23 protein-coding genes, 11 pseudogenes and 1 riboswitch are annotated in these 26,474 nt (G+C 59.5%); of the genes and pseudogenes, 19 read left to right on the top strand and 15 right to left on the bottom strand.

What is annotated here, in order from left to right:
* Nucleotides 1-66: 66 nt before the first annotated feature.
* Complete coding sequence (locus GKE73_RS07690; RefSeq protein WP_230371435.1) at nucleotides 67-1,032, bottom strand: LPS-assembly protein LptD; 966 nt, start codon at nucleotides 1,030-1,032, stop codon at nucleotides 67-69.
* The gene (locus GKE73_RS07685; protein WP_230369629.1) at nucleotides 1,029-1,823 is read right to left on the bottom strand and encodes an LptA/OstA family protein; all 795 of its coding nucleotides are present in this window, start codon (nucleotides 1,821-1,823) and stop codon (nucleotides 1,029-1,031) included. The genes GKE73_RS07690 and GKE73_RS07685 overlap by 4 nt, the downstream gene beginning before the upstream one ends.
* A 222-nt stretch (nucleotides 1,824-2,045) precedes the next feature.
* On the opposite strand from GKE73_RS07685, the pseudogene amgK reads away from it, so the two are divergent.
* From amgK to ruvA, 7 genes and pseudogenes are all read left to right on the top strand, one after another.
* Nucleotides 2,046-3,076 (top strand): annotated as a pseudogene (amgK, locus tag GKE73_RS07680) (N-acetylmuramate/N-acetylglucosamine kinase AmgK).
* Nucleotides 3,077-3,085: 9 nt separating this feature from the next.
* Nucleotides 3,086-3,801 (top strand): annotated as a pseudogene (gene murU, locus GKE73_RS07675) (N-acetylmuramate alpha-1-phosphate uridylyltransferase MurU).
* A pseudogene (gene ruvC, locus GKE73_RS07670) lies at nucleotides 3,776-4,308 on the top strand (crossover junction endodeoxyribonuclease RuvC). Before murU ends, ruvC begins: the two co-directional pseudogenes overlap by 26 nt.
* A 24-nt stretch (nucleotides 4,309-4,332) precedes the next feature.
* A complete protein-coding gene (locus GKE73_RS07665; RefSeq protein WP_230369628.1) occupies nucleotides 4,333-4,632 on the top strand; it encodes a hypothetical protein in 300 nt (99 codons plus the stop codon).
* Complete coding sequence (locus GKE73_RS07660) at nucleotides 4,620-4,805, top strand: hypothetical protein (RefSeq protein ID WP_230369627.1); 186 nt, start codon at nucleotides 4,620-4,622, stop codon at nucleotides 4,803-4,805. The genes GKE73_RS07665 and GKE73_RS07660 overlap by 13 nt, the downstream gene beginning before the upstream one ends.
* Nucleotides 4,806-4,858: 53 nt before the next feature.
* The gene (locus GKE73_RS07655; RefSeq protein ID WP_230369626.1) at nucleotides 4,859-5,293 is read left to right on the top strand and encodes a UbiA prenyltransferase family protein; all 435 of its coding nucleotides are present in this window, start codon (nucleotides 4,859-4,861) and stop codon (nucleotides 5,291-5,293) included.
* A gap of 569 nt (nucleotides 5,294-5,862) precedes the next feature.
* Nucleotides 5,863-6,456: a Holliday junction branch migration protein RuvA gene (ruvA, locus tag GKE73_RS07650; protein ID WP_230371434.1), complete on the top strand. Its 594-nt coding sequence runs from the start codon at nucleotides 5,863-5,865 to the stop codon at nucleotides 6,454-6,456.
* A 24-nt stretch (nucleotides 6,457-6,480) separates the two neighbouring features.
* Here ruvA and GKE73_RS25480 read toward each other — a convergent pair.
* The 5 genes and pseudogenes from GKE73_RS25480 to ribB all read right to left on the bottom strand — a co-directional run.
* Nucleotides 6,481-7,857: pseudogene (locus GKE73_RS25480) on the bottom strand (putative bifunctional diguanylate cyclase/phosphodiesterase); the annotation flags it as partial.
* Nucleotides 7,833-8,066 (bottom strand): annotated as a pseudogene (locus tag GKE73_RS25475) (PAS domain-containing protein); the annotation flags it as partial. The pseudogenes GKE73_RS25480 and GKE73_RS25475, both read right to left, overlap by 25 nt.
* A 69-nt stretch (nucleotides 8,067-8,135) precedes the next feature.
* On the bottom strand, nucleotides 8,136-8,399 hold the full coding sequence (locus GKE73_RS25470; protein WP_376767297.1) for a GAF domain-containing protein: 264 nt from the start codon (nucleotides 8,397-8,399) through the stop codon (nucleotides 8,136-8,138).
* Entirely contained in the window at nucleotides 8,309-8,737 is a 429-nt protein-coding gene (locus tag GKE73_RS07635) for a hypothetical protein (protein ID WP_230369625.1), read from the bottom strand. The genes GKE73_RS25470 and GKE73_RS07635 overlap by 91 nt, the downstream gene beginning before the upstream one ends.
* Nucleotides 8,738-8,971: 234 nt before the next feature.
* Nucleotides 8,972-9,625 (bottom strand): 3,4-dihydroxy-2-butanone-4-phosphate synthase, encoded by a 654-nt coding sequence (gene ribB, locus GKE73_RS07630; RefSeq protein ID WP_230369624.1) that lies wholly within the window; start codon nucleotides 9,623-9,625, stop codon nucleotides 8,972-8,974.
* A gap of 126 nt (nucleotides 9,626-9,751) precedes the next feature.
* A riboswitch (FMN riboswitch) is annotated at nucleotides 9,752-9,915 on the bottom strand.
* 233 nt (nucleotides 9,916-10,148) lie between these two features.
* Here ribB and ruvB point away from each other — a divergent pair.
* The 3 genes and pseudogenes from ruvB (at nucleotide 10,149) to GKE73_RS07615 (ending at nucleotide 12,440) form a co-directional block, all read left to right on the top strand.
* Nucleotides 10,149-11,185: pseudogene (ruvB, locus tag GKE73_RS07625) on the top strand (Holliday junction branch migration DNA helicase RuvB).
* 3 nt (nucleotides 11,186-11,188) lie between these two features.
* A complete protein-coding gene (locus GKE73_RS07620) occupies nucleotides 11,189-11,896 on the top strand; it encodes a glutamine amidotransferase (RefSeq protein WP_230369623.1) in 708 nt (235 codons plus the stop codon).
* A gap of 358 nt (nucleotides 11,897-12,254) precedes the next feature.
* Complete coding sequence (locus tag GKE73_RS07615) at nucleotides 12,255-12,440, top strand: hypothetical protein (protein WP_230369622.1); 186 nt, start codon at nucleotides 12,255-12,257, stop codon at nucleotides 12,438-12,440.
* Nucleotides 12,441-12,568: 128 nt separating this feature from the next.
* On the opposite strand, the gene GKE73_RS22925 is transcribed toward GKE73_RS07615, so the two are convergent.
* The 4 genes and pseudogenes from GKE73_RS22925 to bioA form a co-directional block, all read right to left on the bottom strand.
* On the bottom strand, nucleotides 12,569-13,096 hold the full coding sequence (locus GKE73_RS22925) for an extracellular solute-binding protein (RefSeq protein ID WP_280955144.1): 528 nt from the start codon (nucleotides 13,094-13,096) through the stop codon (nucleotides 12,569-12,571).
* A 591-nt stretch (nucleotides 13,097-13,687) separates the two neighbouring features.
* A pseudogene (gene proB / locus GKE73_RS07605) lies at nucleotides 13,688-14,804 on the bottom strand (glutamate 5-kinase).
* A 73-nt stretch (nucleotides 14,805-14,877) separates the two neighbouring features.
* Entirely contained in the window at nucleotides 14,878-16,410 is a 1,533-nt protein-coding gene (locus GKE73_RS07600) for a cyclic-di-GMP receptor FimW-related protein (RefSeq protein WP_230369621.1), read from the bottom strand.
* 129 nt (nucleotides 16,411-16,539) lie between these two features.
* Nucleotides 16,540-17,889, bottom strand: a complete 1,350-nt coding sequence (gene bioA / locus GKE73_RS07595) for an adenosylmethionine--8-amino-7-oxononanoate transaminase (RefSeq protein ID WP_230369620.1) — start codon at nucleotides 17,887-17,889, stop codon at nucleotides 16,540-16,542.
* A 183-nt stretch (nucleotides 17,890-18,072) separates the two neighbouring features.
* Between bioA and GKE73_RS07585 the strand changes: the two genes are divergently transcribed.
* The 9 genes from GKE73_RS07585 (at nucleotide 18,073) to GKE73_RS07550 (ending at nucleotide 22,809) form a co-directional block, all read left to right on the top strand.
* On the top strand, nucleotides 18,073-18,498 hold the full coding sequence (locus GKE73_RS07585; protein WP_280954824.1) for a pilin: 426 nt from the start codon (nucleotides 18,073-18,075) through the stop codon (nucleotides 18,496-18,498).
* Between the two features lie 39 nt (nucleotides 18,499-18,537).
* Nucleotides 18,538-19,005: a pilin gene (locus GKE73_RS07580; protein WP_230369619.1), complete on the top strand. Its 468-nt coding sequence runs from the start codon at nucleotides 18,538-18,540 to the stop codon at nucleotides 19,003-19,005.
* Nucleotides 18,981-19,823 carry a pilin glycosylation ligase domain-containing protein gene (locus tag GKE73_RS24660; protein ID WP_230369618.1) on the top strand — a complete coding sequence of 281 codons (843 nt, stop codon included), beginning with the start codon at nucleotides 18,981-18,983 and terminating at the stop codon, nucleotides 19,821-19,823. Before GKE73_RS07580 ends, GKE73_RS24660 begins: the two co-directional genes overlap by 25 nt.
* Nucleotides 19,801-20,562: a PglL family O-oligosaccharyltransferase gene (locus GKE73_RS22915; protein ID WP_312854398.1), complete on the top strand. Its 762-nt coding sequence runs from the start codon at nucleotides 19,801-19,803 to the stop codon at nucleotides 20,560-20,562. Before GKE73_RS24660 ends, GKE73_RS22915 begins: the two co-directional genes overlap by 23 nt.
* Nucleotides 20,517-20,825 carry a hypothetical protein gene (locus GKE73_RS22910; protein ID WP_312854397.1) on the top strand — a complete coding sequence of 103 codons (309 nt, stop codon included), beginning with the start codon at nucleotides 20,517-20,519 and terminating at the stop codon, nucleotides 20,823-20,825. The genes GKE73_RS22915 and GKE73_RS22910 overlap by 46 nt, the downstream gene beginning before the upstream one ends.
* Nucleotides 20,826-20,985: 160 nt before the next feature.
* Entirely contained in the window at nucleotides 20,986-21,570 is a 585-nt protein-coding gene (locus GKE73_RS07565; RefSeq protein WP_230369617.1) for a pilin glycosylation ligase domain-containing protein, read from the top strand.
* Between the two features lie 19 nt (nucleotides 21,571-21,589).
* Nucleotides 21,590-22,030: an O-antigen ligase family protein gene (locus tag GKE73_RS07560; protein ID WP_230371431.1), complete on the top strand. Its 441-nt coding sequence runs from the start codon at nucleotides 21,590-21,592 to the stop codon at nucleotides 22,028-22,030.
* Nucleotides 22,006-22,278, top strand: coding sequence for a hypothetical protein (locus GKE73_RS26930; RefSeq protein WP_230371554.1), 273 nt, complete (start codon nucleotides 22,006-22,008; stop codon nucleotides 22,276-22,278). Before GKE73_RS07560 ends, GKE73_RS26930 begins: the two co-directional genes overlap by 25 nt.
* Before the next feature lie 6 nt (nucleotides 22,279-22,284).
* On the top strand, nucleotides 22,285-22,809 hold the full coding sequence (locus tag GKE73_RS07550) for a Wzy polymerase domain-containing protein (RefSeq protein WP_280954823.1): 525 nt from the start codon (nucleotides 22,285-22,287) through the stop codon (nucleotides 22,807-22,809).
* A 45-nt stretch (nucleotides 22,810-22,854) separates the two neighbouring features.
* Here the strand turns inward: GKE73_RS07550 and rpoH are convergent.
* From rpoH to ftsY, 4 pseudogenes are all read right to left on the bottom strand, one after another.
* Nucleotides 22,855-23,713: pseudogene (rpoH, locus tag GKE73_RS07545) on the bottom strand (RNA polymerase sigma factor RpoH).
* 222 nt (nucleotides 23,714-23,935) lie between these two features.
* Nucleotides 23,936-24,538 (bottom strand): annotated as a pseudogene (locus GKE73_RS24655) (cell division protein FtsX); the annotation flags it as partial.
* A gap of 193 nt (nucleotides 24,539-24,731) precedes the next feature.
* Nucleotides 24,732-25,390: pseudogene (gene ftsE / locus GKE73_RS07535) on the bottom strand (cell division ATP-binding protein FtsE).
* 73 nt (nucleotides 25,391-25,463) lie between these two features.
* Nucleotides 25,464-26,407, bottom strand: a pseudogene (gene ftsY, locus GKE73_RS07530) (signal recognition particle-docking protein FtsY); the annotation flags it as partial.
* Nucleotides 26,408-26,474: the final 67 nt, after the last annotated feature.

Here is a 26,474-nt window from a genome sequence, read left to right as displayed (position 1 = left end):
CATACTGAGTGGTGCCGCCGATCTGTTCATAGCGGCCATAGCGGTAGCGCAGGCTGACGACCTTGCTTAAGCATCCGGGCTGTAATTGAAGCGCATGTTATAGCGCTCGGTCTTGCTCAATTCCTGGTTGTACTGATACAGGCCTTCCAGACGCATGCTCTGGGTCAGGTCACCACCGATGCTGGTGAGCAGGTCGGAGCTGCTTTGCTGGCGCGTTACTTGCGAACCGCTCAGGGTGATATCGTTTTTGTCGAAGTAGTAGCGCTGCCCAACCATCAGGCGCAGGCGTTCCGGGCCGTTTTCGGTGTTGAGGAAACGGGTGGTGACGGCGGCGGTCAGCTGGTTGGCGCCATTGATGCGGTCGGAGCCAGAGAAGCGGTTTTCGTTGAACAGCTGGCCGAAGTTGAAATCGTTTTCGGCGCTATCGAAGTTGGGCAGCTGGTTCTGGTCCTGACGCGGAATGTTGACGTAGTACAGCCGCGGTTCCAGTGTCTGCACATGATCCTGGCCGAGGAACGAGGTGTCGCGTTCGAAGTACAGGCCGGAATCGGTGCTGAAAATCGGCAGGGTACGCGACAGGTTCTTCCCCTGTACTTCGCCAAAGTTATCAAGCTGGTATTGGGTGTAATGCACGCCGACTTTCGGGCGGATGAAGCCCCAGCTGCGATCGAATGACCAGGTGACGCTCGGATAGGCGACAAAGCGGTCGCCGTTTTGCAGGGTCGGGTGCGAAAAGCGCGTCAGTTCGGTTTGCAGGTTTGCCGAAAAACCGTCCGGCAAGCTCTGGTTTGCGGCAAACGTCAGCTGTGGCAGACGGGCATACGGCGGTATGGTCGGTGTGGTCGGGTCTTGCAGAGTCTGGTAGCGCTGCATGCGCAAGCCCGCGGTGGCATTGCCGCCGTCCCAGCCAAAGCCGTAATTGAGCCAGGCTTCGCGGTCGAGGTTGACGTTGGAGGCGATCGCCAGACGGTCGCCGAAGTCCTTGAAGTAGTTGTCGTCGGAGACGTAGTTGTAGTCGTAACCGAAGGTCAGGCCCGGCGCCGGGGTTTGGCGGTGCGTGGCATTCCGGGCATAGCGCGAGCCGCCGGTTGTGCTGTCGTGCGGTAGCTGTTCGGTGAAGATCTTGCCGCTGTAGTCCGGTTCCAGATAGCGGAACTCGGCTCCCAGCATGGTGCCGTGCCGGGAGTTGTAGTGCGGCGTGATGGTGGCATCGTAGTTGGGCGCCAGATTCCAGTAATAGGAAATGGCCAGCTCGCCGCCATTGCTACCGCTCTTGAATACCGGCGAGAGTAGGCCCGACTTGCGTCGCCCGTCCAGCGGGAAATCCACCCGGGCGTGTACATGATCGGTACGCCACGGAATTCCAGCCGCGCATTGCGCGCCACGCCGATCTGGCGGTTGTAGTCCAGATCAAGCGTGGAGGAGCGGATATACCACGAGTCGTCACCCACTTCGCAGGTGTTGACCCGGCTGCGGTACAGCCGATACAGATTCTTGCCCTGAAACTCCACCTGCTCGCCGTCACCGTGGACCGTGGTCACCGGCGTTTTGTCGGCGGCGGGCAGGTAGGCGGGGCGTTCCTTGGGCGTTTGGTGCATTTCGAACACCGGCTTCTCGCCCTGTCCGGTGTAGTCGGCCAGGTTGTAATCGAGCGTGGTGCCGGTGATGACATCGCGCTCGCGCGTCAGGCGGAAATGATCGCCAGCCCGGGCGCGGTTCTTGTCCTGGTAGTAGTCCAGCCAGTCGGCTTCCAGTCGCTGGTCGTCACGGGTGACCACCACATTGCCGCGGGCTTTCAGTTCGATGTTGACCTGCCCGTCCATGTGGTCGGCGGTGACTTGTGTCTGCCCGGCAGTGGGCGCTTAAGCGTGGGCAGCGCAATGATGGGCAGATTGTCATCGGCCAGAGCGGATGAGATGGAAAAAGCGGTGGCGGGGCCAGCGCCAGTGGGGTCGGTCTGATTCGGGGCATGCACAAAACCATATCGTGGGTGCAATTCGGCGGTATAAAATCGCACAATTCTATCAGTACCGCAACGAACCGACATGCAGCGACTCGAACTTCTCAAGCTTTGGCTCTCCAGCCTGTACCCCGATACCGACATTCAGGTGGAGTTTGCCGCCGCCGATGCCGACTTCCGCCGTTACTTTCGCGCCACCTTTCCGGATGGTAGTAGCCGCATCGTGATGGATGCCCCCCCGGAAAAAATGAATACCGATCCTTACGTGCAGGTGCGTGAGGTGTTTGCCATGGTCAACGTGCCGCAAATCCCGGAGCGTGACCGGGAGCAGGGCTTCATGCTGCTGGAAGATCTGGGCAAGGTGACGTTTCTTGCCGCGCTACAGCACGACGAGCGGCCGCTGGTGCACCAGCACCTGTTGCTGGAGGCGGTGGATACGCTGATCGAGCTGCAGAAGGCCAGTCAGCCCGGCGTGTTGCCGGAGTATGACGAGGCATTGCTGACACGCGAGCTGAATCTGTTTCCGGAATGGTATGCCGCCAAGGAACTGGGCACACCGCTCAACTTTGCCCAGCGTCAGTTGTGGGAGGCGGGTGTCAAAGCCTTGCTGCCGTCGCTGCTGGCGCAACCCAAGGTGTACGTGCACCGCGATTTCATCGTGCGCAACCTGATGCTGACGTCTGGCTAAGCCGGGCGTACTGGATTTTCAGGACGCCGTGTACGGGCCGATCAGCTACGATCTGGTGTCGTTGCTGCGCGATGCCTTCATCGAATGGGATGAGGAGTTTGTGCTCGACATCGTGGTGCGTTACTGGGAAAAGGCGCGCGCCGCCGGTTTGCCGGTGCTAAGCCGACATCGATGCGTTCTACCGCGACTTCGAATGGATGGGCGTGCAGCGCCACCTCAAGGTGGTAAGCATCTTCTCGCGCCTCTTTCACCGCGACGGCAAGGAAAAATACCGCGGCGAGATTCCGCGTTTCATCAAATACCTGAAGAAAACCACGCGCCGTTATGGCGAGCTGGCACCGCTGTATCAGCTGATCGTGCAACTGGCCGGGCGGGACGCGGACGATGACAGCATCGAATCCGTGTTCAGTTCCACCCGTCTGGGTTAAGGCCGCGCGATGAAAGCCATGATACTGGCCGCCGGGCGCGGCGAGCGCATGCGGCCGTTGACCGATCACACCCCCAAGCCGCTGTTGCCGGTGGGCGGGCAGCCGTTGATCTGCTGGCATATCCAGAGGTTGGCCGAAGGCTTTGGCGCGCTGGTGATCAACCACGCCCGGCTGGGCGAGCAGATCGAGGCCGCGCTGGGCGATGGCCGGCGTTTGGGGTGTCGATTGCTTATTCGCGCGAAGCGAGCGCGCTGGAAACTGCGGGCGGCATTGCCACCGCGTTGCCGCTGTTGGGCGATGAGCCTTTTGTCGTGGTCAATGGCGACGTGCTGACCGATGTGGCGTTTGCCGCGTTGGCGCAGGCGGCTGGGCAGCTGGATGGCGTGTGTTTAGCTGGCGCACCTGCTGCTGGTGGATAACCCGCCGCATCATCCGCACGGCGATTTTGGCTTGTTGCCGGATGGACTGGTGAGTGCCGAACCGGCCAGCGGCCGGGCCTGACCTTTTCCGGCATCGCCGCCTACCATCCGGCCCTGTTCTGTCACACGCCCGCCGGGCAGCCTAAGCTGGCGCCGCTGCTGCGGCAGGCCATGGCGCACGGGCAGGTGACCGGCGAGCATCATTCCGGCTTGTGGCTGGATGTCGGCACGGTGGACAGGTTGGCCGAAGCCGATGCCATTGCCCGCCACTGGAGTAAGCATGAGCCGCCGCATACTGGGCATTGATCCGGGTAGCCGTATTACCGGCTTTGGCGTGATCGACATCGTCGGCCAGCAACGGCATTACGTTGCCTCGGGCTGTATCCGCACGCCGCAGGGCGCCACGTTGGCCGAACGCATCGGCGTGATCGTGCAGGGGCTGTTTGATGTCATCGACACCTATCAGCCACAGGAAGCCGCCATCGAGCAGGTGTTTGTCAACGTCAATCCGGCGGCGACGCTGATGCTGGGCCAGGGCGCGCGGCGCTTGTGTCTCGGCGCTGGTGATCAAGCAGCTGGCGGTGGCGGATTACACCGCCTTACAGGTGAAACAGTCGGTGGTGGGGCATGGCAAGGCGCCCAAGGAGCAAGTGCAGTACATGGTGGTGAAGATGCTCAATTTGTCCGGCACGCCGCAGTCCGATGCCGCCGACGCGCTGGCCGTGGCGCTGGCGCATGCCAATTACAGCGGTGGCGCGGCTTAACCGTCTGGCCATGCGCGGACTCAAGGTCAAAGGCGGGCGGCTGGTATAACAACGGTTATCGCAGGAGAGCATGATGTGGAACGATTACGCGATCGCCCGTGCCTTGCATGTGCTGGCGGTGTTGGGCTGGATTGGCGGGGTGGCGTTTGTCACCACGGTGTTGATTCCGGCCGTGCGGCGCCGTTTTGCCCCTGAGCAGCAATACGAGGTGTTTGAAGACATCGAACACCGCTTTGGTGCGCAGGCGCGTTTCTGGGTGCTGCTGGCCGGTGCCAGCGGGCTGTACATGCTCTACACCACGCACAGCTGGGGGCGGCTGACCAATACCGGTGGCTGCACGCCATGTTGCTGGCGTGGTCGGTGTTTTTCCTGATGCTGTTCGTGCTGGAGCCGTTGCTGATTCATCGCCTGTTGCGCCAGCGCGCGGCCCGGCAGCCGGTGGCGACGATGCGGCTGTTGCAGCGCCTGCACGTGCTGCTGCTGTTGATCTCACTGCTGGCCGTGGTGGGCGGCGTGGTCGGCGCGCATGGCGGCTGGCGTTTCTGAGCCCGATGGCATTTCACGTTATCATGCGGCGTGACCCCTAACCGGAATGACGCATGAGTCCTGTCCCTTCCTCGCTGAATGAACCCTTGCCCCAGCACTTGGCCGCCTCGGCGCGCTGGTGGCTGGCCACCCGAACGGCTTTCCTGAGTGTCACCCTGATGGGCGCTTTGCTCGGCATCGCTGCCTGCCAGCCCGCCGAATGGCTGCAAGGTTGGCCGAAAGCCGTGTTGGGCCTGTTGCTGGTGTTGCTGGCCCATGCCGCCGTCAATGTCATCAATGATGTGGCCGATGATGTGAGTGGCTGTGATGCGGCCAACAGCGAGCGTTGTTTTCCCTTTACCGGTGGCAGCCGTTTCATTCAGAACGGCGTACTCAGTCGCGCAGAAATGCGGCGGCTGGGCTATGGCCTGATGGCCGTGGTGGTGGTCGGCGGGCTGTGGCTGGTGACGCTGGCCGGGCCGTGGTTGCTGGCCATCGGCTTTGTTTAGCGTGATGCTCGGCTGGGCGTATTCGGTTGCGCCCTGCAAACTCAACAGTCGCGGCTGGGGCGAGTTGACCGTGGCGCTATGCTTCTGGCTGGTGCCGCTGGGCATGCAGACCCTGCTGGCTAAGCCGCCCGAGCAGTGCCTTGCTGTGGGCCGCCCGGCCGTATGGCTGGCTGACCTGCGCCCTGCTGTATATCAACCAGTTCCCCGATCGCAACGCCGACCGGCTAGTAAGCAAGCACCACTGGGTGGCGCGGCTGGCACCGCAGACGGCGCGTTACGGTTATGTGCTGTGGCTGGTGCTGGCCTACGGCAGCGTGCTGCTGGCGGTCGCTTTGCGGGCACTGCCCGTCACCTGCCTGCTGGCCTTGCTGACGCTGCCGTTGTCGCTGCGTGCCTTGTCGGTGTTGTGGCGTCATGCGGCACAACCGGCGCAGCTGGTGCCGGGCATCGTCGCCACCATTGTCGCCGCCAACCTCAACCCGCTGCTGATGGCCGAAGCCTGCTCATCGGCTAATTGTTACCGTGGCCGCCGCCTGTCGGTTTCGGCCAACCTTTTGCAGGAACTCATCATGATTGGACGCCTGACCGGCACGTTGATTGAAAAATTGCCACCGCGAGTAGTGGTGGATGTAGGCGGCGTCGGCTACGAAGTGGACGTGCCGATGACCACCTTCTATCAGCTGCCGCCGCTGGGGCAAAGCACCACGCTGTTTACCCATCTGGTGGTGCGCGAGGACGCGCATCTGCTGTTTGGCTTTGCCAGCAAGGAAGAGCGCCAGACCTTTCGCCAGTTGATCAAGGTCAGCGGCATTGGCGCCAAGATCGCGCTGGCCATTTTGTCTGGCATGACGGCGGACGAGCTGGCATTGGCCGTGGCGGGCGAAGACATCAAGCGCCTGTCCAGCGTGCCCGGCATTGGCAAGAAAACCGCCGAGCGGCTGGTGCTGGAACTGCGCGGCAAATTGGCAACCGCCGGTGCCGTCACCACGCCGGGTGGCCTGCCATTTGTCGCCACGCCGGATGAAAAGAGCGACATCGTCAACGCGCTGCTGGCGCTGGGTTACAACGACAAGGAAGCGGCCGCCGCGACCAAGGGGCTACCGGCGGATGTGACGGTAAGCGAAGGCGTGCGGCTGGCGCTCAAGGGGCTGATGAAGGGATAACGCCGGGCGGTGAAGGCCGCCGGGTCAGCCTTGCTGCGCCAGCAGCGCGGCAAAATCGTCGGCGGGCAGCGGGCGGCTGTAAAAATAGCCCTGCGCCTCGTCGCAGCCGTGCTCCAGCAGGAAGTCGCGCGCGTGGCTGTCTTCCACGCCTTCGGCAATGGCAATCAGATTCAGGCTGTGGGCCATCTGGATCACCGCGCGCACGATCGGGCCATTTTCCGGTTCCTGCACCAGATGGCGCACAAACGACTGGTCGATTTTCAGCTTGTCCACCGCCAGCCGCGTCAGATAAGCCAGGCTGGAATAACCGGTGCCAAAATCGTCGATCGACAGCTTGATGCCCTGTGATTTGAGCCGCTTCACCGTGGCCAGCACGTTGGCGGTATCCTGAATCAGGATGGATTCGGTCAATTCCAGTTCCAGCTGCGGCGGCGGCAGGCCGGAGTCGGCCAACGCCTGTTCCACGCTCTGCTCCAGATTGCCGCGTTTGAACTCCACGCCCGACAGGTTGACCGCCATCACTAGGGGCGGCAGCCCTTGCTGTTGCCACTGCGCGGCCTGACGGCAGGCTTCGCGCAATACCCATTCCCCCAGCTGGACGATGACGCCGCTTTCTTCCGCCACCGGAATGAAGCTGGCCGGTGGAATCAGCCCCTTGTCCGGGTGGTTCCAGCGCACCAGCGCCTCGGCGCCGATGATGCGGCCGTTGCTCAGGTCAACCTGTGGCTGGTAATGCAGCACAAATTGCTGGCGCGCCAGCGCGTGGCGCAGGCCGTTGTAAATGCGCAGGTGCTCGGCCGCGTTGTTGTTCATCGCTTCGGTGTAGAAGCGGTAGGTGTTGCGCCCGGCCTGTTTGGCATAGAAGGTGGCAGATTGGGCTTTTTTCAGCAGCGTGTCGTAGTCTTCGCCATCGTCCGGAAATACCGCGATGCCGAGTGATGGCGTGGTAAGCAGTTCGTGGCCGCTGATCAGGAACGGGGCGACAAAGTCGTCCAGAATCTGTTCGGCCAACTGTGCTGTTCCGGGTCGGCAATTTCCGGCATGACGATGAGGAATTCGTCGGCGCCATAGCGCGCCAGCGTGTTGGCGTTGTTCAGTTGCCGGTCCAGCCGCGTGGCCACTGCCTGCAGCAACGCATCGCCAATGCCTTGCCCCATCGAATCGTTGATGTTCTTGAAGTGATCAAGGTCGATAAACAATAGCGCCGCGCGGTGGCGCTTGCTTAAGCGCGCCTGACGTGAGGCGAGGGTGAGCCGTTCCTGCAGCAACAGCCGGTTGGGCAGTTCGGTCAGCGGATCGTGATAGGCGAGAAACTGCAGGCGCTGTTCGGCCGCCTTCTGCTCGCTGATATCAAAGAAAAAGCCGACGTAATGGGTGATTTCTTTGCCTTCGCGCACGCAGGAAATGCTCAGCCATTCCGGAAACACCTCACCATTCTTGCGCCGGTTCCACACTTCGCCTTGCCAGTAGCCCTGACGACGCAGGGTTTGCCACATCTCGCGGTAGAACGCCGGGGCATGACGGCCGGAGGACAGCAGGCTGGGGCGCTGGCCGATCGATTCTTCCGCGCTGTAGCCGGTGATCTGGCTGAACGCCGGGTTGACCGACAAGATGCGAGCACTTGCCGTCAGTGATCAGGATGCCCTGATTGCTGCTCTCGAACACCTTGTCGAGCAGGTTCAGCGTTCTGGCCTGACGGCGTTGTTCCAGTGCAATGCCGATGATGGAGGCGCCAATTTCCAGAATCTTGCGGTGAAAGCCGCTGGGCGAACGCGAGACGAAACTGGACAGGGCAAAGGTGCCAATGATCTGGTTCTTAAGCCGCTGCGGATCGGCATCGACCAGCACGACATCAGGCCAAAGTTGACGGCAACATGGCGCAAGTCGTGCCAGCGCGGGTCTTCCAGCGTATTGCTGACAAACACCGGTTCCTCGCGGTACACGGCGTTACCGCATGGTAAGCGTGGGGGCCGGGTTTGAGGCCGTTCAGTTGCGCGGCCTTGTCCGCTGGAACACTGGGCGCCGCATAGACATTCAGCTCGCGGCGATGATCCAGCAGCATGACGGTGGCGACGGCATTGGGCAGTAGTTGCTCTTCCAGTAAGCAGACGCTTTCGATCACCTTGCGGTGATCGTGCTCCTGCACGACGGATTCCAGAATGGATTGCTGCAACTGCAAAATGTCACGCTGCTCGGCCGGGCTCAGTGCGTCATAGTCCACCGGCTGGTAGTTGGCAGCGAGTGTAGTGAGCGAAGGCGCAGAAGAGGAGCAGCGAAGCATGTGCAAGTTCCGGGGTAGTGCGTTTAGCCTCGAGCATACTGGATGCGCTTAACAACGAGCTATGCCGACAAACCCGGAGGCGAGTGCTTTTCGGCCAACCTTGTACGGTTTAAGGTTGGCCGAAAAGTGGTGTAACCGTTGTGGCGGGCCGATCGGGGCCTGTGCGCTGTCAAAACCATTATTACCCATAATGGGTAATTTGACCGGGAACTTGTGCCGCTGTCGTGATCACGCTCAGCCGTGGCTGGTGTGCGGCTGACCTTCTGTACGCTGACGCCATTGTGCCAGTTCCGCCACCGTCAGCATGGGGAGCTGATGGCGGGCGGCGTAATCGGCCACTTGCTGGCCACGCATCATGCTGCCGTCCGGGTTCATCAGTTCGCACAACACCCCGGCGGGGGAGAGCCCGGCCAGACGGGCGAGATCAACCGACGATTCGGTGTGGCCGCGCCGCTCCAGTACGCCACCGGCACGGGCGATGAGCGGAAACACATGGCCGGGCCGGGAGAGATCCTGAGCTTGCGCCCCGGGAGCGATGGCCGCACGGATGGTGGTGACGCGGTCGGCGGCGGAAACCCCGGTGGTGACACCGTGGCGCGCTTCGATGGTGACGGTAAACGCTGTGCCGTACTGGCTGGTGTTGTGCGCCACCATCGGGGTGAGTTCCAGCCGGGCCGCGTGCTCCGGCGTCAGGCACAGGCAGACGATGCCGCTGCCGTCGCGGATCATGCGCGCCATTTCCGGCTGGGTGAGTGTGTCAGCCGCCAGAATCAGGTCGGCTTCGTTTTCGCGGTCGTGATCGTCCTGCACCACCACCGGGTGACCCTGACGCAGGGCGGCAAGGGCGGCATCGATACGTTGGGCAAGAATGTCAGTATGAGCGTTCATTGGAAACGGTCCTCAGTCAAAAGCATGAGAAACACGTTCCAGGGCGTGAAACGGCCGTGGCAAGGCCACCGGCACGACAGGCGTGCAGCAAAGACAGCAGGCCATGCCGTGGCGGCATGGCGATGTCGTCATCTTCTTTCATCCGGACTATAACCGTCGGCTTTGGCATGGGAGCGTTGCTCCGCACCAAATCTGCTGACCTTGCCGCTGCTTTGGCAAGCGCTCGCGGGCTTGGTTCCGTCAGGAACCCTACCGCCGGTGGGGAGTTGCACCCCGCCCTGAAGACGTACGTTGGCGTAAAGCCAGTGGCTATTGTAGGCCCGACTGGCCGGTTTCGGCCAACCTTGTTGCGGTGCAAACGGGTATAGTCCAACGCTGCGGCGGCACTGTGTTGGGGCAGTCGTCGCTCCCCACGGCGCAGGCCGCCACGATAAAATGCCCCATCCCTCCCGTATGGTTGCGATCTTTATGATGAAGTGTGTGATAGTCCCGCCGTCCCTGTTAACTGCCGTGAGTGCTGAGCATGATTGAAACCGACAACCTGATTGGCGCGGCGCCGGAGCGCCGCATGGTTACCCAGCAAAGCCTGTCGGCACAGGAAGAGGCGCTGGAGCGCGCGCTGCGCCCGAAGGCGCTGGATGAATACGTCGGCCAGAAAAAGGCGCGCGAACAGCTGGAAATCTTCATCGAAGCAGCCAAGAAGCGCGGCGAGGCGCTCGACCACGTGCTACTGTTTGGCCCGCCGGGGCTGGGCAAGACCACGCTGGCGCACATCATCGCGCGCGAGATGGGCGTCAACCTGCGCCAGACCTCCGGCCCGGTGCTGGAACGCGCCGGTGATCTGGCCGCGCTGCTGACCAATCTGGAACCGCATGATGTGCTGTTCATCGACGAGATTCACCGCCTGTCGCCAGTAGTGGAGGAAATCCTCTACCCGGCGCTGGAGGATTACCAGATCGACATCATGATCGGCGAAGGCCCGGCGGCGCGCTCGGTCAAGATCGACCTGCCGCCGTTTACGCTGGTGGGTGCCACCACCCGTGCTTAAGCATGCTGACCAACCCGTTGCGCGACCGCTTTGGCATTGTCGCGCGGCTGGAGTTTTACACGGCGGAAGAATTGACGCGCATCGTCAGCCGTTCGGCCGGGTTGCTGAATGTCACCTTGGCCGACGATGGTGCTTTCGAAGTGGCACGGCGTAGTCGTGGCACGCCGCGTATCGCCAACCGCTTGCTGCGCCGCGTGCGCGACTATGCCGAGGTCCGTGCCGATGGCACCGTCACGTCCGCCATCGCCGATGCCGCGCTGGCCATGCTGGATGTCGATCCGGCCGGGCTGGACGTAATGGACCGCAAATTGCTTGCTGCGATCCCGGAAAAGTTCTCCGGTGGACCGGTGGGGCTGGATAACGTGGCGGCGGCCATTGGCGAATCCACCGATACCATCGAGGACGTGATCGAACCGTATCTGATCCAGCAAGGCTATCTGCAGCGTACGCCGCGCGGCCGTCTCGCTACGGCGCTGGCATACACGCACTTTGGCCTGCCGCTGAAGGAGTAAGGCATGAAGTACAAGCTCATCATCAAAACCGGCGTGCCGGTGGCGGATGTTGCGGCCGAATATGGCCTGTTCGAAGACTGGATCGCCCGCGAACTGGGCGACACAGCCGCCGACTGGCAGGTGGTGGATGTGCAGCACGGCGCCGAACTGCCTGCGGTGGCAGAGGTCGCCGCCGCCATCATTACCGGCTCGGCCGCCATGGTGAGCGAACGGGCGGCGTGGAGTGAAGCGACGGCAGACTGGTTGCGTTGTGCACACGCCGCCGAGGTGCCGTTGCTGGGCATTTGTTACGGCCACCAGCTGCTGGCCCATGCTCTGGGCGGCGAGGTGAGCTATCACCCGCAGGGGCCGGAAGTGGGCGTGGTGACGGTGCAACGCCTGCCTGCCGCGCAGGACGATCAGCTGCTTGGTGCCTTGCCAGCGCAATTTCCGGCCGCCGTAATTCACTGGCAATCGGTACTGGCCTTGCCGCCCGGCGCAGTGCGGCTGGCGGAGAACAGTTTCGAACCGAATCACGCCTTCCGCTGCGGCTCCGCCCGGGGCGTGCAGTTTCACCCGGAATTCAACGACACGGTCATGGGCAGCTACCTGCAAAGGTTGGCCGAAAAACTGTCGCAGGAAGGGCTGGACCCGTCCGCGCTGCAACAACAGCTGCGCCCCACGCCCGAGGCCAACCGCCTGCTCTGGCGCTTTGGCCAATTGGCCGGTTGATTCATTCGGTTCCGTACCCAAGCCGGAAAGCGCGGCGGCACCGGGGACATTGCCCACGCCCGGCCTAACCGGCGTACAATTGTCATTACCACTAACGTCGGGTAATGCAAGGGGAAGCGTATGTTTTTTGCACTGTTTGGTGCAACCGTGATCGTGGCCTTGGCCACCTCGTTGGCGGCGGCGCGTTTTTTTGATGTAGCCGTCAACAAGATATTGCAAAAGACGCTGGGTCCGGATCTGACCGAAGCGTGGCGCAAATACATTTACTTTGCCATTTTCGTCGCCTGTCGGGCGGGGTACGCCAGTGGGAACTGGAAAAATACCTGCCGCCTAAGCACCGGGCAAGGGCAGCGGAGCGATGGAATTGACCGGCGCGCGCTGGCTACTGGAAATCTTCAATACGCTGACCGAAGCGCTGCGTTCCATCGCGCTGATCATGCTGATGTTTTTCCTGTGCGCGATGATGGCCTATGTGATTGCCCGGGCACTGGCACGGCGCCAGCAGCAGTCCCATGCCGCAGACGTTAACGATCACACTGTCTGAAGCGTAGCGGCAGAAATAAAACAGGCCACCTGCGGGTGGCCTTTTTGTTGCGGCAAAGGATGGAAAGTGATGGCCGTCAGGTTGGCCGAAACATCGGTCGGTTTGTCTGCCCGGCTTGATGCGAGCGCTCAGTGCCCCAGCTTGATGTCGTGCCAGAGTTGCTCCAGCTGCTGACGCTGTGCCGCCGTCTGCCCTTTGAGCAGAATGCGCTTCTGCTGGCCGGGGGGCATCATGATGGTCGGATCATGCCGGGCTGTCGTGCTGAAAAACGGCGTGGCCGCCCGGTTGGGGTTGATCGAGCCGATCAGGTTGGAGACATCGGCGGCGTTGCGCCCATCCAGCATGAAGTTGATGAACTGCTGCGCCAGTTCCGGCTGACGGCTGCCTTGCAAGATCGCCAGATTATCCAGCCCCAGCACATTGCCTTCCTTTTGCACGCTGTAGCCAATCTGGAACGGGCGCTTCGCGGCGTTGCCGTCATTCATGACCTGATAAAGATCGTTGGAATAGCCCAGTACCAGCCAGACATCGCCAGCGGCCAGCGCCTTGGTGTAGGTCTGGTTGTTGAAGCTGCCCCAATAGGGCTTGGCCTTGCGGATGACGTCGGCGGCGGCTTGCCAATCGGCCTGACGAGTCGAGTTGGGGTCTTTGCCCAGATACAGCAGCGCGGGAGCCGAGCACGTCGCGCGGTGAATCCAGCACCGCCACCTTGCCCTTGATCCGGCTCAGGTAGCGCGGCTCGAATACCGCCGCCCAGCTGTTGGTGGGGATGGCCAGTTGCCGCATCTTGTCGCGGTTATATCCCAGCACGGTGAGGCTCGCCAGTAGCGGCGCCCCATAACGGTTGCCCGGATCAAACGGGCGGTTTTGTTGTAGATAGTCCGGATGCAGGTTCTTGAAGTTGGGCAGGGCAGCTTTGTCCAAGGGGTGCAGTTGATGCTGGCGGATCAATGCCTGCAGCGCATAACTGGTAGGCACGACCAGATCATAACCGTTGCTGCCGCCCGCCAGCTTGTCCAGCATTTCTTCGTTGTCGCCGTAATAATCTTCCACCACCTTGCAGTGGCAGTGCTGCTCAAACCGCTGCAGGGTCGCGGGTGCAATCTCGTTATTCCAGTTGAACAGTCGCAACACCGGCTCGGCCTGTGCGCTCATGCCGACCAATGCCAGCCAGGTTGCCACAACGAGTGATTTCATGCCGTCGTTTCCTCGGTAGGTAACGCAGGTAAGCCGCTAACCGGCGCGGCTCAGGACAGGGTGACCATGTTGTCGCGGTGGATCAGCTCTGGCTCCACGGTGTAACCCAGTACACCGGCAATCTCGCGCGTGGCCTTGCGCATGATCTGGCGTGCCTCATCCGAGCTGTAATTGACCAGCCCACGCGCCACTTCATTGCCGTCTTCATCGACACAGGCAATCACTTCGCCGCGCAAGAAGTCGCCTTCGACAGCCACCACGCCGATCGGCAGCAAGCTGGTGCCCTTTTCCCGCACCGCCAGCGCGGCGCCCTGATCTACGACTACGCTACCTTTCAGTTGCAGGTGATCGGCCAACCACTGTTTGCGCGCATGCATGCGGTTGGTCGGCGGCAATAACTGGGTGCCAATCGCCTCGCCATCGGCCAGACGCGACAGCACGTCGTGCTCACGGCCACAGGCAATCACCGTTGCTGCGCCGCTGCGGGCGGCGCGCTTGGCGGCCAGAATCTTGGTGATCATGCCGCCGGTCCCCACGCTGGAGCGGCACCGCTTACCATGTCTTCCAGTTGCGTGTCGCCTCGGCTTCGTGGATAAAGCGGGCATCCGGATGCTTGCGCGGGTCGGCGCTAAACAGCCCTTGCTGGTCGGTGAGGATGACCAGCGCATCGGCTTCGATCAGGTTGGTGACCAGCGCGCCCAGCGTATCGTTATCGCCAAAGCGAATCTCGTTGGTGACCACCGTGTCGTTCTCGTTGATGATCGGTACCACGTTGAGATTGAGCAGGGTGGTGATGGTGCTGCGGGCATTGAGGTAACGGGTGCGGTCGGCCAGATCTTCATGCGTAAGCAAGACCTGAGCCGTTTTCAGGCCAAAACCGCGAAAGGCCGTCTCATACGCCTGACACAGCCCCATTTGCCCGACCGCGGCGGCGGCTTGCAACTCGTGCACGCCCTTGGGCCGACTGGCCCAGCCCAGCCGCTGACAGCCTTCGGCAATGGCGCCGCTCGACACCAGTACCACTTGTTTGCCACGTCGTTTCAGGTCGGCAATCTCCGCCGCCCAGCGCTCCAGTGCCGACAGATCGAGTCCTTTACCATCATTGGTAACCAGACTGGAACCCACCTTGACCACGATGCGGTTGGCGGCATGAATCACTGAACGCATGACAGACCTCAAAACACGGTGTTGAAATAGACCGGCCAGTTTACCTGAAAAACCGGCCTGATCTGGCGTCGCATCAGAAGTTGTCGCTGTCGCGGTACTCCATCAGCTGGACATGCGGGGTCTGGGTATCCAGCCGGGTGCAGCGGATCAGGATCTCACCATTGCGGTCTTGCAGACGCAATTCGCGCAGTCGGCTGAACTGCCGTCCTTGGGTGAGCAGCATGGGCGGGCGATGCAGCGGGCTGATCGCCTGCAGGCACAACGCATACTGATACTGGTCTTCCGGATGGGTGATGGTTGGCAGAATACGCACCGGTTCGGGCAACTTGCCGATGACTTCGACGCCGCATTCCACCTCCATGCCGTCCGGTAACAGCGAGACCCAGCGGATCAGGCAAAGCTGGCTGGCCGCCGGTTTGCCCGGCGGTGACAACAAAATGACTTCCCCGGCGCGCAGCAGTTGGCCACGCGGCTGTCCGCGCAGGCGTAACCCTTGGGCGCTCTGGTTGACGACCAGAAACAGGCTGGGCGGAGGTGGGGTGCGCAAGGCGACCGGCGCTGGCGGCGGCTCGTCACCTTCTTCCTTGTTGTTGCCTTCGGCGGCGGTGATCCAGCTATGGCCGTTGGCCAGATACCAGATATTCGGCACGGTAGCCGTCAATTCCAATACCTCGCGCATGGACATCCGCTGATGGCGTAAGCGTTTGGGTTGCTGCCATTCTTCGGCCAACCCGCGCAGCAAGGCCAGCTCGTCGTAAAGCTGGGCGGCGGCGTTGCTGTTTTGCGCGGTCAGCAGTTGCTCGATGCGCCGTTTGACTAATGCCAGCGCGCCTTCCAGATTGAACCAGTAACAACCGGCCCCAAGCTGGCTGGCATTGATCGGCAAAAAGCGTGGAGGTTCGTCGCGTGAGGTATCCACCAGATATCCGAGTCGGGTGGTGTCCAATGTTTCCACCGGCTGCAACTGGGCGTGCACAGCCCAATCCATGATCAGCTGGCGGGCGACGGTCATTTCCTGTTGCGACAGGCTATTGGTCGAGGTGATGCCCAGCAGCAGTATCTGCTGGTAAATCACCCGCAGCGAGTCGTCATTGTCCAGCTGGCGCTCATGCCAGCCGCGCTCCACCGCCGGGCGGAACAGCTGGTGGCAATCATGCCAAAAGCCCTGCGGCAACGGGCAATAGCAGCGCATGCTGAGATTGGCCAGTTGCCGGGCTGACATCATGCTGTACAGCAGCAGCTCGATCTTGGGCTGTTCGCGATCCAGCAGGGAGCGCTTGCTCAGTCGTTCGGCCAACGTCTGCTTAAAGGTGCTGAACACGCTGGCAAACAGCGCCACGGCTACCATGGCAAGCTGTCGGCTACGCGCTGAACTGGCGACATCATCCTGCAGAATTTCGGTTTCCAGTGCCGGAAAGTAACGATCCAGCGCGCCAAGGTAGAGCTTGAGCAATTTGTGGCGCGCACTGGCGTCCATCGGGGTATGGCCCAATAGCCGCAGCCCGTCCAGTAGCTGGCGGCCGCATTCTTCCAGATTGCTGTAGGGGAGGGCATCCAACCAGCGGGCCATGCTTTCGGGTTGGGTATCGAGGCGTTTCGGGTCCATATCCAGTTCAGGCCATATCCAGTTTGGGCCCTCCCTGCCGCCGGATGCTCAGCGTGGTGGGCGAGGAAGTGCAGTCGGAGATAATCTGTTTATGCTATGTGAATCTTCGGCGCTTGGGCAAGCAGTCCTTCACGGCAAGGGCAGGTTTTCTGTGGCAAACCTGCTGTTTGCTTGATTTAACTCATCCAGCGCTTCTTGTGTCGCCGCGCACAGCCATGCCATTTCGGTCTCGCTGATGCAGTAGGGCGGCATGAAGTAGACCGTTTTGCCAATCGGCCGTAACAGCGCACCACGCTTTACCATGGCCGCAAAAAACGCGGTCGCAAAGTCGCTGCGGGCCGATACGACATCAAAGGCCCAGATCATGCCGAGGTGGCGAAAGTGACGCACATCGGCACGGGCACGAATCGGCGCCAGATAACGCTCAAAACTGGTCGCTTTTTCTTTGTTGACGGCGATGACCTGTTCGTCTTCAAAGATTGCCAGCACTTCCAGCGCCGCCCGGCAGGCCAGCGCATTGCCAGTATAACTGTGTGAATGCAGGAAACCACGCGTCACATCATCATCATAGAAGGCGCGATACACCGTGTCGGTGGTCAGGACGCAAGACAGCGGCAGATAACCACCGGTAATGCCCTTGGACAAACAAAGAAAATCCGGCCGGATACCAGCCTGTTCGCAGGCAAACAACGTGCCGGTACGACCAAAGCCCATGGCAATTTCGTCAGCGATCAGATGCACCTGGTACTGGTCGCACAGACGGCGCAGTTCGGTCAGATAACTGGCATCATACATCGCCATTCCCGCGGCACCCTGCACCAGCGGCTCGACAATGACAGCGGCAATCTGGCTACCTTGTTTTGCCAACACGTTTTCCAGCGAGCGTGCCGCTCGTCGTGCCACATCGGCAGCGCGTTCACCGTTTTCGGCCAACCTTGCATCCGGAGTTGGTACCCGGATACCCGGTTTCACCAGCGGCGCATAGGTATTGGAAAACAGCGGTACATCGGTCACCGCCAAGGCGCCCACGGTTTCGCCGTGATAACTGTTTTCCGGGCTGATGAAGCGGCATTTTTCCGGCTGACCAAGATTCTTCCAGTAATGGAAGCTCATCTTCAGTGCAATCTCGGTGGCGCTGGCGCCATCCGAACCATAAAAAGCGTGCCCCAACCCGGTCAACGCTGCCAGCCGCTCTGATAATTCAACCACGCTCCGATGGGTAAATCCCGCCAGAATGACATGTTCCAGCTCATCCAGTTGCGCCTTGATCGCCGCCTTGATGCGCGGCTGATTGTGGCCAAACAGGTTGACCCACCATGAACTCACCCCGTCCAGATAGCGTTTGCCGTCAAAATCCGTCAGCCAGATGCCATCGGCGCGGGCAATCGGAATAATCGGCAAGGCTTCGTGCCGCTTCATCTGTGTGCAAGGATGCCAGACGGCATTGAAACTTCTGCTCAACCACGCTTGGTTGCTCATGATGATTTTTCCTTCATACTGTTGGCGCGATGCTATCACAGTGGTAACGCCATACCGGACTGACAAAATTTGTCACATCGTGACGAAATTCAGGTGACATGTGTCAGAAATCTCCCCGCATAATGCGTGCACAATAACTGGCATGGTTCATGCAGTTATTGCACGGCTGGCAGGGGAGAGTGTATGCAACGGCAAAGTGGATTTACCTTGATTGAACTGATGATCGTGGTCGCGATTATCGGTATTCTGGCTGCGATTGCGATCCCGGCGTACCAGCTCTATGTAAAGCGGGCTTATGTTTCTGAAGCCATGACTTTGGCGAGTACAGCCAAAACGGCTGTTGCAGAATATTATTCAGCTAACAATATTTGGCCAACAAGTAATGCTTCAGCTGGTTTGGCAAGTAGTACGGCGATTGTTGGGCAGGCTGTATCAAGCGTTGAAGTATTAGCCTCTGGTAGCGTTGGGATGATTCAGATCACTTTTAATGATAAAGTCGACGGAGGTAAACATTTATGGCTGACGCCTCAGGTAGCAAGTGGTGCAACCAGCTGGAAATGTACTTCTGACGTATCAGTGCAGTCGGCTTTGCCAACAATTTGTAAATAGTCTTTTTGCCTGTTTTTTAATTAAGTTAAGGAGTTTTCCATGAAAAAAATGCAACAGGGTTTTACGCTTATCGAGCTGATGATCGTTGTAGCAATTATCGGTATCTTGGCGGCTATTGCTATTCCAGCCTATCAAGACTACACCAAGCGTGCCCATGTTTCGGAAGGCTTGACTTTGGCCGCTGCGGCAAAAACAGCAATGACCGAATATTATTCCTCTCAAGGTACGTTGCAGGCGATTGCTTCTGATGGTGTAACGAAGTCTGCAGCATCTAATGCAACTTATGGTCTTTCCACGGATACAGATATTAAAGGCAATGCCGTAACGAAAGTGACTGCAGTCAGTACCGGTGATACTGCTGCTACTATTACGATCACTTATAATGATAAAGTAGCTAGTGGCGCTACTGTCGTTATGACTCCGACGGTTGCTAGTGGTTCTATTACTTGGAAATGTGCTGCTGGTAGTGGCATGGATGCTAAGTGGCTGCCTTCCAACTGCCGCTAATCTTCTGGATAAAAAAGGCGCCTATGGCGCCTTTTTTATGGCTTATGAAAATAAATATCAACGTTATATCTTCTCTTCTTTTGTCCTTGGCGATTAGTCTGCCATTTTTAAATTGGGCAAGAGCCTATCCGATGCCCGACTGGTTTACCCATGCAGGGGCTTTGCTGCTTATTGGGTTGTTCACGGTTTTGGCTTTTATTGGTAATCCGAATTCTTGGCGTCTACCTCGTGCTGGGCTGTCTTTATTTATCCTGTTTTTTTCTTTGATTGTTCCTCAACGTGGGGCTGATGCGTTGACGCTGGCTCTGCTTGTCTTGGTTTTGTGCTGGTTTTCGGTAGTCATCGTTTCCAATCACCCACTGTCTTTCCGTTCCGATTTGCTGGCAGTGTTGTCCATAACAGTATTGGTCATGGCGCTGGTGCAAGTGCTACTCGGTTTGCTGCAAGCGTTTGATTTGGCACGATTGTTGGATCGTTATTATGTTTTCGTGTACGACCGTGGTAATCCTGCTGGCAACATCATGGGCAATATCGGCCAGCGTAATCAGTATGCCCAGTTCCTTGGTTGGGGTTTGGTAGCCGCCTGCTATCTGTACGCGAAAAACTCCTTGCGTCGACCTTTTTTCCTGATTTCGGCATTTTTGCTGGCTTTATTGATGGCATGGTCCGGAGCCCGGTTGGTGCTGGCTTATAGTCTTGGCTTGTGTGCTTTGGCCTGGATCTGGCTGCGTCGCTCCGAGCAGGATGAGTCGGTGCAGCGCATGGCCTCGGGCGGTGGCGTGTGCCATCATCCTGGTGGCGTTGATTCAGCTGTTTAACCACGAACTGATCTGGCTGCTGAATCGTTTGGGCTTGCCGATTCATCTGGATAGTGGTGCCGACCGCATCATGGATGCTGGCTTTGGCGCACGGCGGCGGATTGAGTGGACCAAGGCTTGGGAGGTATTCAAGGCTAACCCGTGGTTTGGTGTCGGGCTGGGTGGTTTCGGGTCGCAAAGTGTGTGGATGGAGGCATATCTTGGCTTGCCAAAAGTACCGGAGAGCTGGCTCTTCACCCAATCGCATAATTTGATCTTCCAGTTGTTGGCCGAAACCGGATTGGTGGGAACCAGTGTGGTAGTAATTGGCCTGATTGCCTGCACGGGGCCGTATTTCCGCAAGAGCGAGCAAACGGTAGACAATCTGTTGCTGGTGTCGATCGCCATGATGATTCTCGGGCATTCCATGTTTGAATACCCGTTATGGTATCTGCCATTTCTCACGGCCTTGGTGCTGATTTGCAGTTTGTCTCCCGCCAAATCCTATGCCTTGAACTTGCGCCCCGGATTTTTGCGCGGGGTGTCGCTGCTGGTTGGTGTGGCATGCCTTGCCTATGTATTCACTGGCATTGGCAATTTCTGGACACTGGTGCATTACAGTGGGCCCACCAATGATGCCGGGAAAACAAGGGCAGGATGGAAAAGATCATCGCTATTGGCCGCAACCCTTTATGGGCAATGGAAGCTGATGGTGTGCTGGCTAACTATCTCGACCCGAGTCGAGATCAGTTGGCGCTGAAAAAGGATATTTTCGAACGTCTGGCAGCTTACCGGCCTTACCCGAATCTCCTGACCAAACTGGCGGTCATTCAGGCTCTGGATGGTCAGCCTGCGCTAGCCCGGCAAAACATCGTTCTGTTGCTGGCATCCTATCCGGATGCCGCGCCAGTTACCTATGCCATGTTGCAGCGTCGGCCTGAGCCGGAAGTGCAACCGCTGGCCGAACTGGCCAAAACAGCAGCCGAAGCCTACTTGAAAGCCGGGGCTAATACCGATGCTTAAGCCGTGTGGCGGCCGTCATGACGGTGGCCAAACCAGTGACGCGGCAACCGTTGTTCTGAAGGTTTCATACATTTGGTAACCGGCCTTGTTTGCAAGGCCGGTTTTTTGTTGCCTTGCGTTGCGGTATTCTGCCCGCTCTTACGCCTGTTATTGACCGGATATGTCCTTACACAAGACCTCTTTGCGCGTATCGCTGCTGTCCTTATGCCTGATCGCGATTGTTCCCTTTGCTTCACGCGTGCATTTTGTGCCGCTGCCCCAGTATTTCGGCGAGATCAATGTGATCTGGCTGATGCTCGTCGCGGCCTTGTTTTTGTTGCCAGATGGTCGTTTGTTTCAACGCCTGCCGCGTGCCACGGGCTGGTGCCCGGCCTTGGCTGCGGTGTGGGCTCTGCAGCCGCAATGGGTGACTACCCTGTTTCCGGGGATGAGTTATGCCACGGCGTTGGCATGGCTTGGCATGGCCTTATTGGCCGCCGTGACCGTCAATTTGCGCGATGCCTTCGGCCAACGTGACATCAGTATCTGGTTGGCTCGGGCGCTGATTGTTGGCGGGCTGATCCAGTCACTGATCGGTTTGGCGCAATTGACCGGGCTGGCCGCGCCGCTGGGCCTGTTTTACGATGGTAGCCATCCCACCAGCAATATTTTTGGCCATATCGGCCAGCGCAATCAGTATGCGCATTACCTGATGTGGTCGGTGGTGGCGGGTGTTTACCTGTTTGCCATCGGTAAACTTGGCTAAGCTCTGGCTGGGTGTGTTGGTGGTCTGGTTGTCGCTGATGCTGGCTTGGGCCGGGTCGCGCACCATCTTGCTCTATCTGGTGGCGCTGGTGGCGCTGGCTGGTTTGTGGCATTGGCGTGGCCGCAGCCCTGAATCGCGTCGTGCCTTGTGGGCGATGGGGCTTTCTTGTCTGGCGATTCTGGTGATGCAATTTGCGCTGCCGTTGATCAACCAACTGGTTTCGATGCTGATGCATACCGATGTGCATACCGCGTCGGGTGTGGCACGCTTGGCGGCCAATAGCGATGACATGGGGTCGCGCCGTTTTGCCGAAATGCACAAGGCCCGGCTGGCGTTCCGCGAGCATCCGTTGACCGGCGTGGGTTGGTCGCAGTTTGCTGCCGAAAGCGTACGCATGCAGCCGTGGCCGCAGTTTGCTGCCGCTTCAATAGTGGGTTGTTTACCAATGCGCACAATCTGATCCTGCAATTGTTGGCCGAAATGGGCGCACCGGTAACCTTGCTGGTGGTCGCTGGTTTTGTCTGGGCGGTGTGGCCGTTTTTCGGGGGAGTGGCCGAACCGGAATACCTGTTGCCGTTGGGTTGCCTCGGCCGTAACGCTGATACACAGCATGCTGGAATACCCGCTGTGGTATCTGTATTTCCTTGCCATGCTGGTGGTGTTTGTCGCGCTGGCGCCCTCGCGTGGCTTGTCGCTGGGATGGCTTAAGCACGTTTGCCGCTGCTGGCGCTGTTGCTGGCAATTGGCTGGTTGTCGGTGTCTGGCACCAGTATGTTCTGGGAATTGGTGGGCTTGTATTCGCAAACCGGCAATGTGCAGCAGGATGCCAAACGTCAGGCGCGCCTGGCGCAGATCGTGCAGCAACAGCCGTTATTTGCATACCACGCGCTCAATACGCTGGACGATTATCTGGTGGTGGACCGCCACGACGTGCAGCAGAAGCTGGCATGGGAGCAGCGCCTGACCGCGTTCCGTCCCTATCCGGACGTGATGCTGAAACAGGCACAGCTGCAAGCCTTTGCGGGTCAACGTCAGGCGGCGGAGCAGACGCTGCGTACCACGCTGGCTTCTTTCCCTACCTATGCCAGCCAGTTTCTGGATAGCCTGGATGAGGACGAACCGGCTCGGCAGCCGCTACGCGACATTGCACAGCAGACATATGACAAACTGTACTACCAAGTATCAGAGCGCAGAATAAGCTATGCGCTGTGGTTGGATAGTACGAAAAATGCCCCGTAAATTACGGGGCGTTTTTTATGGGTGGAGTCTCTGGCAAAGGCGTGATCAGGCGGCCATGCCTTCGCTCAGTGCGGTCTTCATCTTGGTCAGTGCCTTGGCTTCAATCTGGCGGATACGTTCGGCCGACACGCCAAATTCGGCGGCCAGTTCGTGCAGGGTAGAGCCGCCATCATCTGCCAGCCAGCGCGCTTCGATGATGCGGCGGCTACGATCATCCAGAGTGGAGAGTGCGTGTTCGATGCCTTCGGTTTGCAACTGGTCAAACGCCCGGCGTTCCAGTGCCTTGGTTGGCTCGCTGTGCGAATCCGCCAGCCAGTCGATGGGGGCAAAGCCTTCGTCATCGCCGTCATCGGCCAGCAGCGCGACATCTTGCCCGCTCATGCGGGTTTCCATTTCGCGCACTTCTTCCGGCTTGACGCCCAGATCGTCGGCAATCTGACGTGCTTCCTTGTCGGAAAGCGCGGCAAACCCGCTCTTCATGCTGCGCAGATTGAAGAACAGCTTGCGCTGTGGCTTGGTGGTAGCAATGCGCACCAGACGCCAGTTACGCAGGATGAATTCGTGCATTTCGGCCTTGATCCAGTGCACGGCAAACGAGAACAGGCGGACACCGCGATCCGGTTCGAAACGTTTGACGGCCTTCATCAGGCCAATATTGCCTTCCTGAATGAGGTCGGCTTGCGGCAGGCCGTAACCGGCATAGCCGCGGGCAATGGAAACAACCACACGCAGATGTGACATCACCAGTTTGCGGGCGGCTTCCAAGTCGTTATCGCGCTGGAGTTGCGTGGCAAGCGCGTTTTCTTCTTCGGCAGTCAGCATGGGGATGCTGTTGACGGCCTGGGTGTATTGTTCCAGGGCTGCCGCACGAAGACGGAACGGGCAAAGCAAAGGCTGTGGTCATTGTACTTACTACCTCCTTAGGTAGTGTCATCCTAGCACTCGGATAAATAGAGTGCCAGCAAGGAAAGATTCCGGCGCCAATGTATTTTTCTATCGACCCGATAGCCTGTTGGGCCTTAATGCGGTTCGATCTGACGCAGATGGTGATCTGCTGCCGGCGGGCGCCGGTCATGGCTAATAGCGCAGAAATGGCTATCACAACCAGTAGTTCGATAGGTTCCAGCGAACGAAGTTCCACATGCTCATTATAAAGCCGGGCAAAATCAGCAATAGCCGGGTTGGCCGAAGCGGTCAGCCAGCTGGTAAGCCCCCATGCGGCCAAGCCAGCCAGCGTGCCTTGCCATAGCGCATGGTACATGAACGGGCGGCGAATAAAGCTGTCCGGTGCACCAATCAGTTTGGCCACTTCGATTTCTTCACGCCGTGCCAGAATCTGCATGCGGATGGCGTTATGAGTCACCAGAACCAGAGCAATGCCCAGCGCCACGGCGAGGAACCAGGTGAGTTTCTTGCCCAAGTCGACCATGGCGTACAGGCGCTTGGCCCAGTTGGCATCAAACTGGGCGGTTTCCACCATCGGCAGGCCAGACAGTTCTTTTTGCAGCATTTCCAGTTCGCGGGGCTCCAGCGCTTTGGGCGTCACGACAAAGGCATCCGGTAACGGATTGCCTTCCAGCCCTTCGGTCAGGCCGGACAAGCCGTTGCGTTTTTCCAGATCGGACAGAGCCTGATTCTTGCCGATGAAACTGTAACTCTTGATCTTGGGATGCTTGCGCAGGGTGCTGTTGACGGCCGCCAGATCGGCCTCTTCCGCCGACTGTTCCATGAACAGGGTGATTTGCGGCGTGGCGGTGAGTTTACCCACCCGGCCTGCACGCTGGTGACGGTAATATATAAGGACAGCGGCAGCGCCAGCGCCACCGACAGCATCAGCAGTGTGAGCAGGCTGGCAAACGGTTGGCGCAGGATTTTGTTCAGCGCGCTGCGGGCGCTTTGCCAGTGCAGATAGAAAAAGTGTTTCATGCGGCGAATTGTCCTTCCTTCAACCGGATGATGCGGCGGCCGTAGTCTTCCATCAGGGTTTCATCATGCGCGGAAATCAGCACGGTGACGCCTACCTGATGGAAGGATTTGAACAGTTCCATGATGTCGAGCGCGTAGGCCCGGTCGAGGTTGGCCGAAGGCTCGTCGGCCAACAGCAGGCTGGGGCGGTGGACCACGGCGCGGGCAATGCACAGGCGTTGCTGTTCGCCACCGGATAGCCGTACCGGCATGGTCTTTTCCTTGGTCAGCAGTCCAACCTTGTCGAGCGCGGCCCGCACCCGCTTGGCGGCATCGCGGCGGTCGAAGCCGATGATGTCGAGCGGCAGCATGACGTTATCGAACACGTTGCGGTCAAACAGGATCTTGTGGTCCTGAAACACCATGCCGATATGCTGGCGTACGTACGGGATCTGGCTGGCGCGCAGTTTGGACAGGTTGTGCCCGTTGACGATAACGCTGCCGCTGCTGGCGCGTTCGATGCCTAAGCCAACAGCTTGAGCAGCGTGGACTTGCTTAACTCCGGAGTGGCTTAAGCCAGAAACACCATTTCGCCGGTTTCAATGCTAAATGACAGGTTTTTCAGCGCTTCATTGCCGCCCGGATAGCGTTTGGTTACCTGATCAAACTGGATCATGCCGTGGGTGTCCCGTGGAGTGTCTCAGCGAGTAAAACGGGTTGGCCGAAAAGCTGCGGCCAACCCGGTGCGGTTAGTCGAACAGGGCGTCGATATAGTCGTTGGCGTTGAACGGCCGCAGGTCGTCGATGCCTTCGCCCACGCCGATAAAGCGCAACGGTACCGGCCGTTGTTTGGCGATGGCGGCAATCACGCCGCCCTTGGCGGTGCCGTCCAGCTTGGTGAGGATCAGGCCGGTCAGGCCGAGGGCGTCATCAAACACTTTTACCTGATTGATGGCGTTCTGGCCAATGTTGGCATCCAGCACCAGCACCACTTCATGCGGTGCTTCCGGCAACGCTTTCTGGATCACCCGTTTCACCTTCTTGATTTCTTCCATCAGGTGCAACTGGGTGGGCAGACGACCGGCGGTGTCGGCCAGTACGATGTCGATATCGCGGGCGATGGCGGCCTGAATGGCGTCATAACACACGGCGGCCGAATCGCCGCCCTGCTGGGCGATGACGGTAACGTTGTTGCGCTCGCCCCGGGCGATCAGCTGTTCACGTGCCGCCGCGCGGAAGGTATCTCCAGCCGCCAGCAGTACCGATTTACCCCGGCTTTGGAAATATTTGGCCAGTTTGCCGATGCTGGTGGTCTTGCTTAAGCGCCGTTGACGCCCGCCATCATGATGACAAACGGACGCTTGCCGGAGATGTCCAGCGGTTTTTCCAGTGGCGAGATCAGTTCGCTGAGCGAATCCTTCAGCGCACCCTTGAGTTCGGAGGCATCTTTCAGGCCTTTGAGCGAAACGCGCTCGCGCACATCCTTGAGCAGGTGTACGGTGGCGTCTACACCCATGTCGGCGGTGAGCAGTACGGTTTCCAGCTCTTCGTACAGATCTTCGTCAATCTTGCCACCACCAAACAGCCCGGCCAGCGATTTACCCAGTTTGTCGCGGGTTTTGGCTAGGCCCGCCTTGAGGCGTTCGGTCCAGCTGGCTTTCTTGGCGGGCGGCGCTTCAGTGGCGGCGACGCTGTGGCTGGCCGTGGCGGGGGGCGTGCTGGTTTCCGGCGGCGTCAGCGGCGCGCTCTCGGCGGAGGGG

The organism is Paludibacterium denitrificans, from assembly GCF_009707705.1.
Classification (GTDB): Bacteria; Pseudomonadota; Gammaproteobacteria; order Burkholderiales; family Chromobacteriaceae; genus Paludibacterium_A; species Paludibacterium_A denitrificans.
The sequence above is the reverse complement of the archived record's forward strand: the minus strand, read 5'-3'. Positions and strand labels throughout refer to the sequence as shown.

Coding starts and splice junctions, on each gene's coding strand:
- GKE73_RS07685 (WP_230369629.1), bottom strand. CDS start 1,823: ATGGACGGGCAGGTCAACATCGAACTGAAAGCCCGCGGCAATGTGGTG.
- GKE73_RS07665 (WP_230369628.1), top strand. CDS start 4,333: ATGTGGAACGATTACGCGATCGCCCGTGCCTTGCATGTGCTGGCGGTG.
- GKE73_RS07655 (WP_230369626.1), top strand. CDS start 4,859: ATGAGTCCTGTCCCTTCCTCGCTGAATGAACCCTTGCCCCAGCACTTG.
- ruvA (WP_230371434.1), top strand. CDS start 5,863: ATGATTGGACGCCTGACCGGCACGTTGATTGAAAAATTGCCACCGCGA.
- GKE73_RS07635 (WP_230369625.1), bottom strand. CDS start 8,737: ATGCTTCGCTGCTCCTCTTCTGCGCCTTCGCTCACTACACTCGCTGCC.
- ribB (WP_230369624.1), bottom strand. CDS start 9,625: ATGAACGCTCATACTGACATTCTTGCCCAACGTATCGATGCCGCCCTT.
- GKE73_RS07620 (WP_230369623.1), top strand. CDS start 11,189: ATGAAGTACAAGCTCATCATCAAAACCGGCGTGCCGGTGGCGGATGTT.
- GKE73_RS07615 (WP_230369622.1), top strand. CDS start 12,255: ATGGAATTGACCGGCGCGCGCTGGCTACTGGAAATCTTCAATACGCTG.
- GKE73_RS07600 (WP_230369621.1), bottom strand. CDS start 16,410: ATGGACCCGAAACGCCTCGATACCCAACCCGAAAGCATGGCCCGCTGG.
- bioA (WP_230369620.1), bottom strand. CDS start 17,889: ATGAGCAACCAAGCGTGGTTGAGCAGAAGTTTCAATGCCGTCTGGCAT.
- GKE73_RS07585 (WP_280954824.1), top strand. CDS start 18,073: ATGCAACGGCAAAGTGGATTTACCTTGATTGAACTGATGATCGTGGTC.
- GKE73_RS07580 (WP_230369619.1), top strand. CDS start 18,538: ATGAAAAAAATGCAACAGGGTTTTACGCTTATCGAGCTGATGATCGTT.
- GKE73_RS07565 (WP_230369617.1), top strand. CDS start 20,986: ATGTCCTTACACAAGACCTCTTTGCGCGTATCGCTGCTGTCCTTATGC.